Annotated in this window: 24 protein-coding genes, 1 tRNA gene and 1 riboswitch; of the genes, 9 read left to right on the forward strand and 16 right to left on the reverse strand. The window is 41.1% G+C overall.

Annotated features, from left to right (window positions below):
• Positions 1-2: 2 nt before the first annotated feature.
• Genes H589_RS0106100 through H589_RS0106150 form a run of 11 tightly spaced genes read right to left on the reverse strand, consistent with a single transcriptional unit; the run spans position 3 to position 5996 of the window.
• Positions 3-326 carry a DUF2590 family protein gene (locus H589_RS0106100; protein WP_035075173.1) on the reverse strand — a complete coding sequence of 108 codons (324 nt, stop codon included), beginning with the start codon at positions 324-326 and terminating at the stop codon, positions 3-5.
• Complete coding sequence (locus H589_RS0106105; RefSeq protein ID WP_027721206.1) at positions 326-2170, reverse strand: phage tail tape measure protein; 1845 nt, start codon at positions 2168-2170, stop codon at positions 326-328. Before H589_RS0106105 ends, H589_RS0106100 begins: the two co-directional genes overlap by 1 nt.
• A 1-nt stretch (position 2171) precedes the next feature.
• Entirely contained in the window at positions 2172-2321 is a 150-nt protein-coding gene (locus H589_RS21225; protein ID WP_035075176.1) for a DUF6890 family protein, read from the reverse strand.
• Positions 2322-2356: 35 nt separating this feature from the next.
• Positions 2357-2611 carry a putative phage tail assembly chaperone gene (locus tag H589_RS0106115; protein WP_035075179.1) on the reverse strand — a complete coding sequence of 85 codons (255 nt, stop codon included), beginning with the start codon at positions 2609-2611 and terminating at the stop codon, positions 2357-2359.
• Positions 2612-2613: 2 nt separating this feature from the next.
• Entirely contained in the window at positions 2614-2856 is a 243-nt protein-coding gene (locus tag H589_RS19300) for a hypothetical protein (RefSeq protein ID WP_035075182.1), read from the reverse strand.
• A complete protein-coding gene (locus H589_RS0106125; protein ID WP_035075185.1) occupies positions 2857-3342 on the reverse strand; it encodes a hypothetical protein in 486 nt (161 codons plus the stop codon).
• The gene (locus H589_RS0106130) at positions 3342-3749 is read right to left on the reverse strand and encodes a hypothetical protein (RefSeq protein WP_027721209.1); all 408 of its coding nucleotides are present in this window, start codon (positions 3747-3749) and stop codon (positions 3342-3344) included. Before H589_RS0106130 ends, H589_RS0106125 begins: the two co-directional genes overlap by 1 nt.
• Complete coding sequence (locus H589_RS0106135) at positions 3727-3945, reverse strand: TraR/DksA C4-type zinc finger protein (protein ID WP_027721210.1); 219 nt, start codon at positions 3943-3945, stop codon at positions 3727-3729. The genes H589_RS0106130 and H589_RS0106135 overlap by 23 nt, the downstream gene beginning before the upstream one ends.
• Positions 3945-4394, reverse strand: coding sequence for a phage protein (locus H589_RS0106140; protein WP_027721211.1), 450 nt, complete (start codon positions 4392-4394; stop codon positions 3945-3947). The genes H589_RS0106135 and H589_RS0106140 overlap by 1 nt, the downstream gene beginning before the upstream one ends.
• Positions 4395-5507, reverse strand: a complete 1113-nt coding sequence (locus H589_RS0106145; RefSeq protein ID WP_027721212.1) for a DUF2586 domain-containing protein — start codon at positions 5505-5507, stop codon at positions 4395-4397. It abuts the gene before it with no gap.
• Positions 5508-5996: a phage tail protein gene (locus tag H589_RS0106150; RefSeq protein ID WP_027721213.1), complete on the reverse strand. Its 489-nt coding sequence runs from the start codon at positions 5994-5996 to the stop codon at positions 5508-5510.
• A gap of 396 nt (positions 5997-6392) precedes the next feature.
• Between H589_RS0106150 and H589_RS0106155 the strand changes: the two genes are divergently transcribed.
• Positions 6393-6662, forward strand: a complete 270-nt coding sequence (locus H589_RS0106155; RefSeq protein WP_027721214.1) for an ogr/Delta-like zinc finger family protein — start codon at positions 6393-6395, stop codon at positions 6660-6662.
• 341 nt (positions 6663-7003) lie between these two features.
• On the opposite strand, the gene H589_RS0106160 is transcribed toward H589_RS0106155, so the two are convergent.
• Positions 7004-9652, reverse strand: coding sequence for a toprim domain-containing protein (locus tag H589_RS0106160; protein ID WP_051249656.1), 2649 nt, complete (start codon positions 9650-9652; stop codon positions 7004-7006).
• A gap of 348 nt (positions 9653-10000) precedes the next feature.
• Complete coding sequence (locus tag H589_RS0106165) at positions 10001-10270, reverse strand: hypothetical protein (protein WP_027721216.1); 270 nt, start codon at positions 10268-10270, stop codon at positions 10001-10003.
• 128 nt (positions 10271-10398) lie between these two features.
• On the opposite strand from H589_RS0106165, the gene H589_RS0106170 reads away from it, so the two are divergent.
• Positions 10399-10677, forward strand: coding sequence for a hypothetical protein (locus H589_RS0106170; protein ID WP_027721217.1), 279 nt, complete (start codon positions 10399-10401; stop codon positions 10675-10677).
• 13 nt (positions 10678-10690) lie between these two features.
• On the opposite strand, the gene H589_RS20760 is transcribed toward H589_RS0106170, so the two are convergent.
• Positions 10691-10837: a hypothetical protein gene (locus H589_RS20760; protein WP_156891664.1), complete on the reverse strand. Its 147-nt coding sequence runs from the start codon at positions 10835-10837 to the stop codon at positions 10691-10693.
• A gap of 174 nt (positions 10838-11011) precedes the next feature.
• Between H589_RS20760 and H589_RS0106180 the strand changes: the two genes are divergently transcribed.
• Entirely contained in the window at positions 11012-11236 is a 225-nt protein-coding gene (locus H589_RS0106180; RefSeq protein WP_051249657.1) for a hypothetical protein, read from the forward strand.
• Entirely contained in the window at positions 11236-12261 is a 1026-nt protein-coding gene (locus H589_RS0106185; RefSeq protein WP_027721219.1) for a tyrosine-type recombinase/integrase, read from the forward strand. The genes H589_RS0106180 and H589_RS0106185 overlap by 1 nt, the downstream gene beginning before the upstream one ends.
• Before the next feature lie 10 nt (positions 12262-12271).
• On the opposite strand, the gene H589_RS20340 is transcribed toward H589_RS0106185, so the two are convergent.
• Together H589_RS20340 and H589_RS0106195 are read right to left on the reverse strand one after the other, a co-directional pair.
• A complete protein-coding gene (locus tag H589_RS20340) occupies positions 12272-13090 on the reverse strand; it encodes a DUF4145 domain-containing protein (RefSeq protein ID WP_035075190.1) in 819 nt (272 codons plus the stop codon).
• Between the two features lie 220 nt (positions 13091-13310).
• Positions 13311-13386 (reverse strand) — tRNA-Ala (locus tag H589_RS0106195).
• 216 nt (positions 13387-13602) lie between these two features.
• Between H589_RS0106195 and H589_RS0106200 the strand changes: the two genes are divergently transcribed.
• The 5 genes from H589_RS0106200 (at position 13603) to H589_RS0106225 (ending at position 18511) form a co-directional block, all read left to right on the forward strand.
• Entirely contained in the window at positions 13603-14595 is a 993-nt protein-coding gene (locus H589_RS0106200) for an ABC transporter permease (RefSeq protein WP_027721220.1), read from the forward strand.
• The gene (locus H589_RS0106205) at positions 14595-15440 is read left to right on the forward strand and encodes an ABC transporter permease (RefSeq protein WP_027721221.1); all 846 of its coding nucleotides are present in this window, start codon (positions 14595-14597) and stop codon (positions 15438-15440) included. The genes H589_RS0106200 and H589_RS0106205 overlap by 1 nt, the downstream gene beginning before the upstream one ends.
• Positions 15441-15452: 12 nt before the next feature.
• Positions 15453-17012, forward strand: coding sequence for a DNA repair protein RecN (locus H589_RS0106210; RefSeq protein ID WP_027721222.1), 1560 nt, complete (start codon positions 15453-15455; stop codon positions 17010-17012).
• Positions 17013-17138: 126 nt separating this feature from the next.
• Positions 17139-17243: riboswitch (SAM riboswitch) on the forward strand.
• Between the two features lie 258 nt (positions 17244-17501).
• Entirely contained in the window at positions 17502-17774 is a 273-nt protein-coding gene (locus tag H589_RS0106220; protein WP_027721223.1) for a hypothetical protein, read from the forward strand.
• Positions 17775-17920: 146 nt separating this feature from the next.
• Complete coding sequence (locus H589_RS0106225; protein WP_027721224.1) at positions 17921-18511, forward strand: hypothetical protein; 591 nt, start codon at positions 17921-17923, stop codon at positions 18509-18511.
• Positions 18512-18513: the final 2 nt, after the last annotated feature.

The following is an 18513-nucleotide window of genomic DNA, read 5'->3' on the forward strand; positions in this document are numbered from 1 at the left end:
ATTTAAACCTCAATCTGAAAGCCCAGATTCCCAAAATCATAAGCAGTTGCAGTCAAGTTGAACGTTCCTGGTTGCCCTTCCACTTCGACTATTTGGCAAGTTCCGGGCACAATACGAATATCATCTTCTACTTCGATCTTGATCTTAATCAGATTTTCAGCTGTACGCCGCTTATCCCGATTCGATACCAGATCAACAAGCAGCCCAGTTTCACGGATCATATGACAAATATCCTGAGTGATGCAGGCAAGGTCCTGTACCATTTCAGGATTGCCACCGGCATCTAACACCAAGTCATTATTTGTTATAAGCAGATCTAAAAACATCAGCACACCGCCAGCGCAAATTGCTCATTGGTATTTGAATGGGGGCCGTAGAAGTTCTGAGTTACAGGCCCACGGTTTTGAGTAGAATTAGAATTATTCTGAGTAGAAATATTGACAAAATCCTTCTTGATACCACCGCCATTTACTGCAAGCTGTTTTAAGTGCTGCAAGGACTTCACTGGTGGTGCAGTAAGGGCTACAGAATTTGCGCTGGTAGCCAATTGACTATCAGTCATAGTAGAGGAGCCATGTACAGGAACCTGTGCAGCCTTATCTATTTTTGTAGATATTGGTATTTCAGGGGAAAAGCCTAGTTTCTCCATAACCCAATTAACGACTGATCCTAACTTTTTAAGCCAGGACAAAACAGGATCAAATACGGCGATCAAAGCCTTGCCCCACCATGTATCACCAAAAGATTCTTTAAAAGAATCCCAAAGTTTGGTGATAAGTGGCATAAAAGCAATCAAAGCAGCGATGCCAAGGACAATTCCACCAACAACAACAGCAATAGGATTTGCTAAAAAAGCCGCGTTAAACATCAATTGAGCTGTACGCCATGCTTGTGTAAAAAAAGCGGCAGTCTTAGTTACTCCTGTCCACAAAGAGATAATTTTACTCCACCCCATCATTACATTTGCACACAGTCGGGTGACGATAGGTAGAGCCCCTAGAATTCCGATAAATCCTGCCACGACCACTCCAGCATAACTGATCCATTTTGCAGCAGCTGGATATGCCTCTGCCCATTCAATAATTTCTTCGATAACATTGGCGATAGAATTGAAAAGATGATCAATTGCCGGAGCCAGGAGACTTCCTAAAATAATTTGGAGAGCGTTTGCACCTTGAACCATTCGTTGAAACGGATCTACACGCTGCATAGCTGTGTTTTTAGCTTGGGCCATACCGGTTACCCCGGAAAGCTTTGTAATTGCTGCTGAAAGATTGCCTGTGTCTTTCATAAGAATCTTAATGACTTCAGCGCCATCGTCTGATCCAAATGCTTTTTTTAATACATCTGTCTCTGCAAGACTTAGTGTCTCACCGAACTTGCTCTTTAACTTGTCCATGATCTGGACCATCGGCAGCAATTTTCCTTCAGAATTTGTGAACTTAAGTCCAAGTTTTTCCTGGGCAGAACCAATTCCATCAAGGAATGCTTTATATTTTTTACCTGAATCAGTTCCCGGCAGAGTTTTCTGCAGAGTACCCAGTACAGCAAGTTGTTCTGAAACCTTTACCCCCGCGGATTGACCAGCAACTCCCACGACCGAAAAAGCCGAAGACATTTTCTTAGTGCTTGTACGGAACATATTAACAGCGGCTAAAGTCTTACCTGTAACCTGTTCAGCAAACTTGATTTTACCTATTGCTTCAGCGTCTTTCTCAAAAACACTTAACATCGTTCCCATATATGTGTTAACTGCCGTTGCATCTGTTTTGGTGGAGATACTAAGTACTTGACTGGCATTTGTAATATTAGCCAATTCACTTCCTTTAAGCCCGGAAATTGATGATTGAATCTGATAGGCTGATAAAACAAATGATTTGGCGCTTTCGCCATATTTGACGCTATTTATTAATGACTTCTTAGCAAGATTATCCATTGCAGCGTCTTGAACGTTCAGAGACTTAACATCACCCATAGCACTGTTAAACTCCATGGCAGGTTGCACTAAAGCCTTTATGCTCTGTGAAACCTTTCCATATCCAACATCGCGAAAAGCGGACTTCGCCTTAGCAGTGACAGAATCCAAAGATTTCTGAACATTCTCCAGCTTAGTGAGAGCTCTTCCCGTCAATACTTCTACAGAAAAAGTAAGCTTCTCTAATTTCGACAAATCAACCTCTGAAAGCTTTTGAAATTCCGTTACTGACTGCTACGCTCATCTTTTCCCAAAAATCCTGTTCCAACCAAAGAGCTTCAGCCATGGATTCCTCCGTAACCTCTTGCCCGGGGAACCACCGACAACAAAGAACCTGTAGCTGCATTAAGCCATTCTTTTGAATGGACTTTGCTGTCGCTTCTACTTTCCCACCGTAATTTCAAGGTCAGGTGTGTATTCCTCTACAACAGCGGCTGCAATCTGAAGAGATGCACTGGGAATTTTAAGCATTTCAGCCAATTCATCTTTATGCTCGGGGATAATACTACGCATTAGAAAATTATGTGCAGGAGTAACCTTATTATTAGGCATCATTTCATTGATGTATTGATTGTAAACAGTCAATTCTACATCAAAATCAAATTTTTTATCTTGCACTTTCACATTAATGATCATCTTTATTTTCCTTCTTTAGAATCAATTTTGGCTTCTAAACGGTCAAACCGTTTTTCCATTTGCGAAAAGTATTTATCCATCTGACTATGTGATACATAGTTTTTTGCTACATCCAACTTTACAGCTTCAACCTCTTTCCGATTAGCAACCAAAGAATTATGCAGATATTTGTTCCAAAACAGAGCGATAGCACATAAGAAACTCGCCACTCCGGGAATCGCTTTAAGGATAAGACCATCCGCCACTTATCTGGCCCCTTTTGAGCTATTACCAAAAATATTCAACAGCAGAGGTTCAAGATTTTTAATAGTGCGTTCACCAAATAGAAAACCTAACACTAATACATTGATTACAATCAAAGCTGTCTGCTGCTTTTCTGTCAGTTTCCATGCTGTAAACCATAGAAAATCCATATACAAAGTTGCAAACCCCCAAAGTGGACGCTGGCAGCCGCGCAGAAAAATAATAATCCGTCCAACAAACGGCAGTTGATTCAGATCAGCAGCAGTCCCTTCAAGAGATGCAATTCTGTCGGTCAACTCACGATCAGCCTGCATGGCCAACTGCATCATTTCTTTCTCTTTAATATGAGCCGCTTCATTGATCGCCATTGTAAACTTGGCTTTCTCAGCTTCACTCATATCAGGCGGAAAATAATCCTTAACCATATTGACAATGGTTGAACCAAGACCGCCTTCTCCAAAAATTGAACCGATTGCGTCTAAAAACATCAAGCACCCCCCAAAGCCATTGCAACCCCGCGCTGCACAGTCACAATGTCATAAGGCTGCTGACCATTTTCATGCTGAATTATCGCCAATACCAACCCCTGCAAATTACTATGAACTGAGATCCTTTCATCAGGATCCATGTCTAACACTTCTGCAACATGCACTGCATAGGCGGATGTGTTGTTTTCAACAGGTGGAGCCCATCGATTAATTATCTTGGCAACAGTATCTAGGTTGTATCTATGCTGGTAAGTCAGCAAAATCTTACCCATGGCTCTGATTCCATATTCAGGACTGACAAAAGTACAAAATGAATGATCAGGCTGTACTTCAGTGAGACCATCCCACTTTTCACCATGACGGATATTGCCTGGATTATTATTTCTAATACCTCTGGGCCTTGCCATCCCCTCTCTCCATTTGCTTCTTACAATTTATGCAGTAACTTACTCCGGGAAGGGCTGCCCTTCTTGGTTCAGGAATAGATCGTCCACAACTTTCACAATGGAGTTTGCTGAACCTGTTTTTTTTAAGTTCAGGTTCAGCAAGTGCTATTTGTCTTAAAAGTTCTTCCTGAATTTGTGCTGAATCAGCAAAATCCATTACAGCCCTTCTGTATCAGCTTCAGACAAGTAAGGAACTCCGTTAATACGCACGAAATCAGGGCTGGTAACTTCAAACTGAAGTTTGCTGATATCTTTTTCTCCACCCTTGGGATCAATATCCAGCAACGATTCAATCTTAAAATGGCACCCAAATGCTTCAACTTTTTTTTCTTCATTGCCTGTCTTAGCGAAGAAAAGCATATCGTAATCAGGCAACTCTCTATAACTTCCAGCTGCACGAGCAGCTTCAGAAATGAGCTTTAGATTGGTTGCATCAATTTCAATATCTCCAGATGCAGCAACATCACCATCAACCCAGCCATTAGGAACACCACGATCTTTAGCAGCACTGCTGTTATCCTCAATACTGAGAGAAGCCTTCTCTACATGCAGCTGGATGTCTCCCAGTGTAATATCAAAATTTTTCCCACTTAAACGCTGTGCCATTTACGCCTCCGCCTGATTGGATAGATCCAGCAAAAGATTACAAGTAATAGATTTAGGACAGTTGTATGGAGTAACAACCAAGTAGATTTCAACCTGATATTTAGTTTTCCAGTTAATTGTAATATCGGATTCTTTAGGTGGTTTCACTTCACCGGGAAACTGAATACCCATGATTTCAACAGCCCTGCTCATTTCGCGCAAAGGACGCATAAAATAGGTCTGATTTGCCGCAATACTTGCCGGAGTAGAATTGAGTTTCCGGTCTGCTATTCTGGCAACGGCCAGCACGTAAACCCTGCGCATTGCCTTCTGAACCACTCGCAGATTTTCTACACACTGATAATCACCGGCAGGGACATCAAGCATGTTGCCATCTGCCCAGTACAGACCAGGATAATCAGGATACCACTGAGGAACGGACAGTCTTGCACTTTCAAGATCCTGCAAAATGGACATATCAATTGTTCGGCCATCCTTGTCAGCTGGCTTTGCAGACCATGATCCAACCAATGCACCGGTTGCCACACGCATAGGAGAATCAGCTACAGTAACAGCTTGATTGCAGAGTCTTCCTGCAAGTGCTCCAAGGTCCATACCCCATAGAGTGGGGACAATCATAACCTGATCAGCTGCTACACCTGCAACCAGTCCTTTCAGGTGAGTTGCAAAATCAGTCCAGTTTTCTTCGGCAGTCATAGCTCTGCTGGTTCCTATAAAAAACAAAGGGCGCATATATTTGCCCATGATGGACTCAGCCTTAGCCTGATATGCTTCAACTGCGGTACTGTCCGCTACAGCATCAGTTACCACAACAGCTTCAACACTGACCAGTTCCATGCACTTATCAACTGCTTCGGACCAGCTTTCAGCATCTGCAAGCGGATAAACGCAAGCATTCCAGTTCTGCCCTGCATTTGCCTTTGCTGCTTCAATCTGAGTTCTCAAAAAACTTTCTTCGCCCAGAACTTCTCCAAGATCAGTGTCAGTGTTGACAGTAACCAACTTGCCCTCATTAGTTCCCGCGCCACGTCCGACAAAAAGGAAGTAGCGTTCTACTTCATCAAATTCGCCTTGAAATAAATTAAGATTATTAACTTGTACTTTGCCTAGCATTTAAACTCCTATGCTCGTTTGATCTGGCTGATAGTTGATGGCCAGCTCTGTTTTCATACCAACCAGCTCTGTAGCGATATCAACATCCAACTCGCTGACTGCCCATTTCCTGCCATTCCAGATAATAGGTCCACCAACATCAGGGACCACAATAAGTGGCTCTTCAAAAAATACGGAGAGTTCAACCTTCACACTATCATTTTCAAGCAAGGAGATAACAAGTTCTGGATCTGGAAGGTTCAAGTTTGACCTTTCGGTATCGTTATCGTCCAGCCATGCAATGATTTGAGATAACAATAAATTGATATCTCCCTGAAAGTTTACAACTGTGAAAACTCCTTCATATCTAAAGCGGCCTATCTCCATACAATTTCCGAGATCTTTGCCGCTGAATTCAAGCTCGCCGCTGTCAGTACAGCCTTCCAGCTGTTCAGGCTGCACACCGGAAACGTTCAGTAAAAATTCTGAAAAATTCTTAAACAGTTTCATGAATGATCCACCATCACATTAAAATCAATTTGAATGTAACCATAGACAATGTATGCATACAGATAGATTAATCAGATGTAACAATGCCATGACTAATTACTATAAAAATATGTATTAAACTTAGCCATAGAGAGGAGAATAATACTACAAAAATATTGTAACAACATTTTTCAATCCTATTTCAATATAATCGGATTGAAAAAAAATAATTAAAATATACATTACAAATTATAAAAAATTAAAAATGCAACAAACTATATATTTTGAATATAAATATTATTTACAAATTCCAAATATATTCATATAAAATATGAATTAATATTAAATAAATTGATAAAAAATAGAATTAACAAATGTATAAATTTTATTTAATAATAAAATAGAGGATTTAAAACTGTGAGTGTAAGAGTTTATTGCATAAAATGCGGATATGTTGGTAGGATTGAATCAAGTTCACAAGAAGCAGAGACAGTAAAGAGACTATACTGCTGCTGTACAAATCCAGAATGTGGGCATAGCTGGGCAATGGAACTTTCTTTTTCACATACATTAAGCCCTTCTGCTCTGGATCTACCAGAGCAACTACGCCAGAAAATTAGAAAGGCAGGTCCGGCTGAACAGATGCATTTATTTACGGAAATGGGTGAAGGCTTCGGAAAAATGTAATTTCAGTAACTGGTTATTTTAAAATATGTTAATACGCTAAAATATTTAACTAATTACGATTACAAAAAAATGTAATAAAGTGTAATGCAAAATGTAATAAACAATAATTTAAGATAGTTATATTTTTTCAAAATGTAATCAAAAAGTGTAATATAAATTACATAAAATTACATTTTTATTACAGTCTCAAAACTGCATATTAAATAGTTATTTAGGCATGTTATATATACTATTTTTTTAGATTACATTTATTACACTTTTCCGAAACCCACTGTCGAGAATAAATTTATGTTTCAAATGCACGTACGCGTATACACGTGTAAATCAATCATAACACACTATTATAAATAACTATTAGATTTAAAAATCCAGCACCTAACGGTTTTATTGCTCAGACAGCTATTAATTGCCCTGCCCTTATCTACCAATTCATGTTTTTTAGATTGAGGCAGAAGTTTTTTAAGAGACTTCATATCAGGAAGTTCCTGCCCTTTTTCCCGACACCTTTGCACAAAATGGTTCAGGTTCACTGCTATCAAACCAGGTTCAGCACTATGATTTAATGCGTATTCCGGTCCTGCTCCTGTCTCTGAGTTCAGATATCGGTATGTCTCCCAGAACTGTTCAACCAGAGGATGATCAGCTGCAAGACGATCCTCGCGCAGAACTGCACGATGTCGCAAATAGCCTTGCAGACTTTTAATTGTCTGATCTGTTATGGATGGGAATAAAACTTTCAGAGTATATCCACAGGCGGCAATCTGTGCATGATTCTTAGCTATACGCTCATTTTGCAGCACCTTGGAGAATTCCCCCTCGATGCGGTCAAAAGCTTCAAAATAGGTTGCTAAAATATTTTTCTCATTTTTAAGAGCTGCAGCAAGAAATCCGCTAACTTCTTCGGCTGTAAATCTTTCAAACTTTCTTGCAACTTCACGTGTACCTGCTCTATGGTGTGCCTTGTCAGCATGGCAATGAACTATACGCTGAAGCAGAGCCTCACTACCATCAACTTCTGCATTCTGAGAGATAATGAGCGAAGCCTGAAATAGGGATTCATCAACATCGTTATTTCTTCTGGCAACTCCAAGCGTTCCTGTTCCACGTCCATTGTAGAACGGCTTGCACTCATCAAAATTAAACTGCCGCTGCTTACCGTCATTGATTCCACTTTCACGGTCAGATTCAATAATTACAACGGGCAAATTTGATAGCTGATTAAAAGCCCTGCGCCGTCCGGCCACAGTCGCTTTCATTACATCAAACCCTTCATAACCTTCACGACCGACCAGTTTCCAAAGAAATTCAAGTACGGTAGATTTTCCTGCCCCCGGATCGCCGGTAAACTCAAAGAATGGAAAAGACTTCTGTTCCTTGCGGATCTGCTGCACGAATAGTGAGCCAAGCCAGAACGCAAGCAACGCGACTCCCTGCCAGCTGAAAGCCATTTGAAAATCATCAAACCAGAGAGAATCAAACTTACCGTCTGCAGATATTTTGATTGACTTAAGTCCCGGCCGGATAAAACTTTTACCCAGATTAAAGAACTTATCTTCATTCAGCTCAATTGCACGGCCTTTGTGAAAGGCTGCAGAAGGATAAATATAGGCCTCAACATTGCTATCATATCCGATAAAAGGAATGGAGCGCACAACAGGAAGCTGATTACGTAGCCACCGCCCTGTGAGGATCCGCATATCAGCAGGTGAACCATTAAAAATTCCGCCACCAGTTCTATTTAACAATGCCTTGTGAAAAGCATCTGCTGAAGCAATGTTAGTTCCCTCAAAACGTACAACCTCAGATTCGCCTTTAGGTGAATTAATTTTAAAAACATACCACTGTTCATCAAGTATATCATCGACCTCACGATACAGGCATTGAGGATCTCGATTACATATTTCTATGACATCACAATGAGATAAAAAGCACTTAAAACCATCATCACTATCAATGACAGCATCCACTTTTTGCAGATCTTCCGTTAGAGCTCCAATATCAATTTTAACGCTGAAAAGACGGTTCCGAAAGTTTATTACGAATTTTCTGGAAGTGAATCTTCCGTATTTTATATAAGCACATTCCTCCACAGTTTCAGCCATCATCAGCTTGCCGCGATATAGGCAACCAGACATGAACTTTTTATCTATTTTTCCGGCTCGGTGAAGGTCGTCCCAGTCCTGATTTTCCGGAAGTAGGTAGACTTCGTATTTTTCTCCCATAATACGCAACTTTCTGGCATGTTTATGCACAGCTTCAGTTCCTGCTTTATCACTGTCCAACGCAAGGATCCACTTTACCCCCCTACCCTTGTGCTTTTCAATGAAATTTACGGGAAAATGACTGCAGCTAAAAGCAGCAAAAGATCTATAATTATGATGATGCAACGCGATAGAGTGAAAAATGCCTTCCACCCAAAAGCATTTATCACCTTCTTTCAGCTCCTGACCGGGGGGAGTCCAAGCGTCTCCCCGGTATATAGATTCATCTTTTTTTCGGCGACCTCCAAAGTGAGCCTTACGGCCATCCTTTTTGGTTTTGTCAATAAGCCGCTCCCAGTAACGGGTACGCTCCGCATCAATATAAAATCGTATCGTACTGCAAAACTCGTTCGTTCCAGGCAATTGCAAAGACTGCTGCTCATACCAACCACGAATCCTGGAAAGATCAAAGCCTCGGTCCAACCCCAGAAAAGCATCAGCTGTTCTATTCGGCTCTGCTTCAGTTGCCGGAAATTTCTTTGAAAAATTGGTGAATATTTCTGGATACCTGTTTCTGGTGGCTTCTTCATAGCCGCATTTATTAAGCCTGTTACATTTGAGCTGCCACGGCTTTTCTTTAGATATGAATAACTCTTTTTTACCACAATCCGGGCATTTCCCCTTAATGAAGGCATTACCTGTTTCCGTAAACTCCAGACTTGAATCGCTGCGCAACGCCTGAACAATTTCATCAATATCTACTGCTGAACCTCTATTATTCATAGTCATTAATCATTTCCTCTTCTTTAACATCAATTGTATCATCCAGAGCCACCACGCCCAATTAGAGCGCCCGGATCTGCCACGGATTAAGACGTATTACTCTATCTCTTTTAATTATTTTCAGTTATTTAGGCGGATATCATATGGTTACAGGAATGATTCGTAAACAATGTATATTTATACAGACTCCACTTATTGCGATAGGGTTGCATAAAAAAGAGTAGGGCTACCTAAAAATATTTTGATATATTTCTTTCAGGTGCTAAAATATCACTTCTCTATGCAGTTTTGATCAGTACAATTTTTTGAATTGACGACGGCAGCTCGCTATGCTTTCTGGTCAACAGGAAAAACTCATGTTGACTTTATTTTTACCTTACGACACGCAGCCCTGATGTCAGAAAGAGGAACACCATATTCATCTCTCAATACGCAGATAGTCCTGCGTAGCTGCAGATATTTAGCTGAAAGAACAATGGAGCGTCTTGCACGATTAGACTTAACTAGATCCTTTCTCTGCTTGCGATATGATCTGGGATCAACGCTAAGAAATTTTGCAGATTGTGAATAAGACCCAAACTCTTTACGTAGATATTCAATGTATTTTGTTATTGTATTTGTCATACCTTCTAATAGGAGATAATATCCTATGAGGTCAAGGATATTATCTCCTTTTTACCTAGGAGATTTTACCTTATAAGGTACTACCCTTAAATTAGTTACAATTTAATATGGCCAGCAGGAGCAGTTAAATGGATGTAATATTCGAAGAATACTTCATAAAATTTGTCACAAAGAAGGCAAAAGAAATGAAACTTACGCATTCTGACTTCGCCAGAAAGGTTTTCCCTGGCCAATCCACAGGAACAGCAGAAAGAGTCTGGCGCCAACTAAGAAGCCCCGCCCCGGGAAAACCGCCAAGACGGCTCAGTCTATCTGAAGCATACAGAATGAGTTCTGCCCTTAGCTCTGAATTCCCAGCTTTGATCTGGCAGGTTGACCAGTACATGAAGCAAAAACAGGCCGGATAACCGACCTGCGTATTTACTCTTGATTTTCAAGCTGCACTACTGCAGCATAGAGTCTATCTTTAAGTAATTTAAGAATAAATGATAAGCCTACAGGCGCTGTCCGACAACACAGATCTAAAGCCTCAACCAACTGGTATAATTCTCCCACAGGGTCCTCCATTCTCCACCTCCTTTCTATTAACTGAGTACTTTTATATAATACGCGCTTGATAATTAGGAGAATATCTCCTAATAAGCATTCGCAAATAGGATATAATCTCCTAAAGGAGAATATACTACCAAGGTTCATAATCAGACGGGATGCACATTCAAAGCCATAATCAAGGTGGGGCAAATGGATATTACAGGACCATTTTACAATCAGAAGGAAGCCGCAAAATACTGCGGATATTCTCCATCCACATTTTGCAAAAAAATCAAAGGATATGTGCTGCCATTAGTTGGGCCAGACCATAACCGTTATGCCAAATCAATTTTAGATCTGTGGATGATGGAACCAAGCCAGTTCAAGGATCAGCCTATCAAGCGCAACCGCAAACCCCATATGGTGCAAGTATAATGAGTGTCAGGCAAAGAAAAGATGGGTACTGGCTTGTTGACTTCCGAGATGAACTCGGAAAAATGCGCTGTAGGTCTTTCGGAAAAGGATCAAAAGGAAGAAAATTAGCCACAGAGTTTGACCTTGAAATTAAATTTAAAAAATCCAAGGGAGAACAACTACCAATCCACCGAACTGGCGGAATATACTTAGATGAACTCTGCCAGATCTGGATCAACGAAAAAAAAGTACAGGGCAGAAAAACAGGCTGGCTTAAAGACTGGGCCAGTGTTTTTAACAAAACATTCGCACCAGAACTGACCAACGTCCCCTGTAATATGCTGACACAAGCCGATATCATGAAAGTTCTGGCCAAGCATTATGTCGATTCTGCCCAATCCACACGCAATAGATACATAGGCTACTTACGAGCAATCCTCCAATACGGCCAAGATCATGAACACATAAAGAAAAATCCCCTTGCTCTATGGCAAAAAGGAAAAGAGCAAAGCCGGCAATCAATGCTAACTCTAAAAGACCTTCGCAAGATTCAAAAATATGCGCCGGATCATTTAGCCTGGGCAATTGATGCAGCATGGAACATTCCAGTCAGGCCGGGGAAAATGGATTTCTTCTCACTGCGCTATGATACAAATGTAGATTTTAGCAAAGGAACCATAAAAGTTTACCATACCAAAGTTAACAAATGGGCAACAGTCCATTGTTCAAAAGATTTTTTAAGGAAGCTCTACATAGCAAGGCTTACAAATATAAGCGGGCATATTGTTGAATACAAAGGAAAGCCTGTCACCCACATGAAAAGTTCTCTAGAAAATGCCTCCGGCCCCAAAGGGGCAAATCTGCCTTACCCAGTATGTCTATATGATATCCGCCACCTCTGGATTACAACTATGATTAACCATGGAGTTGAATTCTCAACGATAGCCTACTTAGCCGGAACCAGCGTGAGAATGATTCATCAAAACTATTACGAACCGCACTCAGCGGATAGAATGAACGCAGCTGAAAAGCTTCCACAGTTATAAAAATAAAGAGCTATTTCTTTTTACCATTATCTCGTTTTTCAATGCCTTCAAGCTTAGAGGCTGGGAGGCCATTGTACAAATCTTCAATTTCTTTAGGACGTGAGATCATTTCTTCAGCAATTATATTAACAAAATCAAAAAGTTTATAGGCTATCGCCTTATTGTCATTAAGATTTAACTCACCAGGATGAACTGCATCATTCCCTACAACTCGGACAAGATCCAGCGCTTGCTGGATCTTAGGGGACAATCCATCATTTACAAGACTAGCAATATCATCATTAATTTTTTTACCGGGTTTTCCAAGATGCTTACACAGCTTTTGAATTGCAAGACGCAGTAAAGCTGCTGCACCTCTGGGAGAATCATCAACAATAGCTCTGGCTTCCTCGAAATCGACTAGAATATCATCAGGAAGATCTGAGTTTGCTTCAACTTGATATTTTTGAGCAGGATATACAAGTTTGTCATGCGCCCATATCGCAATCTTCTTACAGGCAAAACATTTACTAATATATAAATTTTCTATTGTTGTTACACAGAATTCAGATTTACTTGTTTTTTGGTAAAAGACTAAACCAGAATTCGTTTTTTTAATAAATTCATGTAAAGGATCTACAGCATGATTCATTTCTGAGTTCGATTTAGGAAATATTTTAATCAAATCACTATGAGGCAAAAAAGATTCTTCATCAAATTTAGAAAATATATTTACCTCATTATTTTTTTTTATAAAAACTCTTTCCCAATGTTGAATCGAAAATACTTCGCAATGAGGACAATTGAAAGAATTCTCAGTAATAGCTGCAACTTTATTTTTTAGATTCATCTTAAGCTCCATTCTAGTAATTAACGATATCCTTCAACAGTCATTAAAACCTTTCTCACAGTGCCGCAACTCTTACGTAAAAGTTTGCAATGACAAAACGCATAAAACCCCACTTCAAATGAGGCGGGGTTTTATGCGTTTTTACACCACTTGTACGTAAAGCCTGTACGTAAAACAAGAAAAGGCTTAGAAGGAAAACCTTCTAAGCCTTTGATATCTATGGTGGAGCTGAAGAGAATTGAACTCTTGGCCTCTTGAATGCCATTCAAGCGCTCTCCCAACTGAGCTACAGCCCCACTCGTTGGGTGAAATGATGTCTACAAATTTAACGAAGATCTGTCAACACCATATTTTAATTATTTTAATTTTATTTACATGAGTAGTTCCGCACTCCTAGACTTCAGTTTCTTCAACTGTATGTTCCCCTTCTGTACAGTTGCCTAGAAAGACAACTTGGACTATCTTTAGCAAATTATCATCGGAATCTAACCTGCGAATATTTACGAGGAACCATGCTGGAAATTGCCTTAAAAATTGCATCTAAAATTGCATGGGTTTTTGTTGTTTTCATCGGCATCACAGTCATAAGCTTCTGGGTCATACATCTGGCTCCCGGCTCGCCAACCGACATGGAAACTACCCTGAATCCGACAGCAACAATCGAAACTCACCAAAGACTTGAAAAGTTATACGGTCTGGATAAACCTATTCATATTCAATATATAAACTGGGTTACACGCATGGCTAAATTCGACTTTGGCCTATCCATGTCCGGTGATCGCCGTCCTGTATGGGACCGCATTAAAGAAAGGCTGCCGCTTACTTTCGGTATGAACATCGCTTCTTTGTTTTTGACTTTGCTCATCTCAGTACCTATCGGCATGTACTCGGCATGGAAACAAGACGGCTGGTTTGACCGAAGCATGACTGTTCTGGTGTTTATCGGCTTTGCTGTCCCGGGATTCTGGCTTGCTCTGCTACTGATGCTCTGGTTTGGTATATACTATCCGATTTTCCCAATTTCAGGGCTGACTTCACTTGATTACGCACTGCTCTCCCCTATGGGCAAGATACTTGATCTGGCTCACCATCTGGCTTTACCTATCTTTATCTACACCTTCGGCAGCCTGGCAGGTATGTCCAGATTCATGCGTTCGTCCATGCTTGAAGTGCTCCGGCAGGACTATATAACTACGGCTAAAGCCAAAGGCCTGCCTATGCGAACTGTTCTTTTCAAACATGCCTTTCGTAATGGTCTGCTCCCTGTAATAACGATTCTGGGACTCTCCATACCGGGTTTAATCGGTGGCAGTGTTATCATTGAATCAATCTTCGCCTTGCCCGGTCTGGGACAACTTTTTTACGGCGCAGTTATGGCCCGCGACTATTCACTTATTATGGGCAGTCTGGTCCTTGGAGCAATGCTTACTCTGGCAGGCAACCTGCTGGCGGATTTCGCATACGGCCTTGCCGATCCCCGAATAAGGGCAGGAGGACAAGATTAATGACAAATAAAAAAAATCTTGCCCCCCCGTCAAAATTCCAAAGATACGGGCTTCTATATATTGGCCTTTTTCTTGTAGGAACAGTTTCATTGGCAGCAATTTGTGCTCCGCTGCTGAGCAGTTATGACCCGTTTGCACTTAATGTCAATCAGTTATTACAACCGCCAAGTTCTACGCACCTTTTCGGAACAGATGCTCTGGGACGAGATTTGTTCACACGCATGCTTTATGGAGGCCGGGTATCACTTTGGGTTGGATTTGTAGCTGTCGGTATTTCTACTGCAATAGGTCTTGTGCTCGGTCTTGCAGCAGGTTATTTCGGGGGCCTTGTTGATGAAATAATTATGCGTGGAGTAGATGTAATGCTCTGCTTTCCGTCTTTCTTTCTTATTCTGGCAGTTATTGCATTTCTTGAACCGGGTCTTACTAACATAATGATCGTAATAGGATTTACTTCATGGATGGGCGTAGCAAGACTGGTAAGAGCCGAAACTCTATCTCTGCGTAAACGAGACTTTGTACAGGCATCAAAACTGGCAGGAGCGGGTCCTGTTCGAATAATGGCAACTCATATTCTACCCAACGCCATAACTCCGGTGCTTGTATCAGCAACTCTTGGAGTAGCAGGAGCAATTCTAGTAGAATCATCGCTCAGTTTTCTGGGGCTTGGCGTGCAACCGCCTGATCCTTCGTGGGGTAACCTTCTTATGGATGGTAAAGAAGTGCTGGAAATTGCTCCGTGGCTTTCAGTGTTTCCCGGTATGGCAATTTTACTTACCGTGCTTGGCTACAACCTGCTTGGTGAAGCCTTACGCGACATTCTTGATCCTAGACTGAAACAGTAAACAGGAAAATAAATGCTGGAACTGCTTAGAATACGTGACCTTGCTCTCATTGAAGATGCTGAAATTGAATTTTCAGCAGGAATGAACGTGCTGACCGGTGAAACCGGAGCAGGTAAATCATTCATTCTGCGGGCTATCGATTTCCTGACCGGACAAAAAATGCGGCCTGACATGGTCCGTCCCGGCAAGAAGCAGGCTCTTGTGGAAGCCCTCTTCATCAATCCCGAAGGAGATGAATTCATTGTTCGGCGAGTACTCTCAGCCGAGACTGGTCGCAGTCGAGTTTATGTAAACGACAAGCTCAGCTCACAGGGAACTATAAAAGACATGGGCGCATCCATGATCCTGCATACCAGTCAGCACGCTCAGCAGAAGCTTTTGCAACCGGCCTACCAGTGCACAATCCTTGATACTTTTTTGGACGATATTTCACTGCCAGAAAAAAAAGATGCAGTCCTCAATGAGCTGAGGGGACTGCTTGCCAAAAAAAATGAAATTAAAAGCCGCTCCGCATCATTGCTCGAAAAGAAAGATTTTCTTGAATTTCAACGAACTGAAATAGAAAAAGTATCTCCATACCCAGGCGAAGAAGATGAGCTCCTGAAAAAGAAAAACACTTTGCGCCAGCAGGAGGATGCCGGAAAATGTATCCAGAATGCAATGGATATAATGCGCGGAGCACCAGATCTTACAGGATGCCTGTCTGCCCTTTCTGCAGAAATGGAACGGGTATGTGATCTTTTTCCTGACTATGAAAAAGATCGCGAAAACGTAATAGAATTCAAACATTTTCTTGATGAATTAGCAGGCAAACTACGAGCTCAGCCTCTTGATTTTGACTCTGATGAATCCATTGATGACATAGAGGAGCGCCTTTACGATCTTTCCAAACTTAAACGTAAACTGGGCCGCAACCTTGATCAGATTGTAGACCTGCAAAAAGAGATTCAGGAAAATCTTGATTTTCTGGATTCATGCTCCCTTGAACTTGCTCAAATTGAAAAAAAAGAAAAAGAACTTGTAAACCAGCTTACTGAGATACTCGAAACCCTAACCTCAGCTCGTGAAGTTGCTGCTAAACGACTTACCGATAGTGTAGTGAAGGAACTTAAAGGGCTGGGGTTTTCAGAACACGTTCAAGTTAAATTCGATTTTCAGCCCCATGAGCTTTACCCGGGGCTTAATGAAATGCGCGGAAGACTGATGTGGATTCCAAACCCGGGGCAATCAGCTCAGCCACTTGATAAAATAGCATCCGGCGGTGAACTTTCCCGTTTTCTGCTGGCAATTACCGGACTTCAAGGTGAATCAGAAAAACCTACTCTTATTTTTGATGAAGTAGATTCCGGCATAGGTGGTCATACCTTGAACCGTGTAGGTGAAAAGATGCAGGAACTGGCGGACCGCCAGCAACTGATTGTCATCACCCACTGGCCGCAGCTTGCTAAGCTGGCTAAACGCCACTTCTTAATTCATAAGGGAGTGGTTAACAAAGAAACATTTACAACCTGCCGCCAATTGAATAACGCGGAAGTTGAAACTGAATTATCAAGAATGGCCGGAGTGGAATAGAAAGCTTTCCATTTTCATATGCTGAATTAGATATGTAACAACTTATTTACACATCCATCAAAAAATATATTGACGAACAACTGTCATAGGAATAAATAAAAATAGTTCTTTGATTCAAAAAGAAGAGACTCATGTCGAGGATGCGAGGGAACTGGCCTGAAGACCATCCGGCAACCTGCCGTTATTAATGGCAAGGTGCCAACGCCTCCCCACTTAAGGGGCCCATGAGAAGGTTTTGAATATAATTTCAAAAAAGGCATTTCCAGTTATGGAAATGCCTTTTTAGTTTATGAGGGATCGGCGCATTTGCCGAAAACTCTGGTGGGATGATTTATGGATACTTGCGATCCCACCTAAAAAACAGATGCCGCTAAAATGCCCGGATAAGGAAAATTTTGCTTTGCACAACTCTTGCAAAACAAAATATCAGGGCGAACTGCTTCAGGGCATTCCTTAGGGAAGCAATTCGCAAATATGGAGAACAAACAAATGACAGACATCGTAAAAAAAGCCTCTGGTAACTACCACTCAGGAACAATATGTTTCTTCTGCAAAGATAGCGAAAGCGAACCTTTTCCAGCAAACTACACAGATCCGCTGGATCTACTCGGCGATATCAGCGAACTTCATCTTGGTACTATCCAGAAAGAAGAACTTCGCGGAATTCTGGCTAAGGAAATTGCTGATGAAGGAGCTAAGGCTGTCTGGGAAAACCGTACTTTCCGCAAGAACATCATTCTTTCTTTTGGTAAACTGGTTTAATCTATATAAGAACAACCACTCACTGAAGCTTTCACCCAAAGGCCCTTCTATTTAAATATGGAAGGGCTTTTGTTATACATCTGCTTCTTGCATTTAAGCCCGTCTATGCTTAAAAACAGGACAACATAATAACTCTGGGGGAAAATATGGTCCTGAAAAGACTAGTTAGAATTGCATTTATATTGTCGGCCTTACTACTGCTTACTGTTTCTTATTCTTTAGCATCAGAAAAAATGTTTACTGTAATCAACCATACTGACGGTGTTATCCGGGTGTGGGGAAAATCAAATGATTACAAGTTCGGACGTATAAAACCTAAAACTATCGCCGACTGCACTTGCAACGCACTTTATAATAAGGATTGCTTTGACAAGAAAGACGACAAAGCAAAGATAAAACTGGCCCTTGAAGACAAAAAAGGTCTCAATCTTTGGTCGGGAGATACGTGCACAAAACTGTACATCGAACCTGGAGCCTATATTGATGTCAATATGGATATAGATGGACGCCACATAACGTGTGCTATCATTGAGAATTACGAAATCAGACAACCGATACCTTCCTTTGATAAAGCTGACATAAACAAAGATGGTAAAATTGATGAAAAAGAAGCGGAAGCAATTCAGTTAAAAACAAACTTCAATGAATTTGATAATGACCTGAATAAAGAACTTAATCCTCAAGAATTTGATAAGGCTGTGAATAAAATAAACATTTTCCGAGGCGTGCCTTTTTAACC

This window comes from Maridesulfovibrio zosterae DSM 11974, assembly GCF_000425265.1.
Taxonomy (GTDB): Bacteria; Desulfobacterota; Desulfovibrionia; order Desulfovibrionales; family Desulfovibrionaceae; genus Maridesulfovibrio; species Maridesulfovibrio zosterae.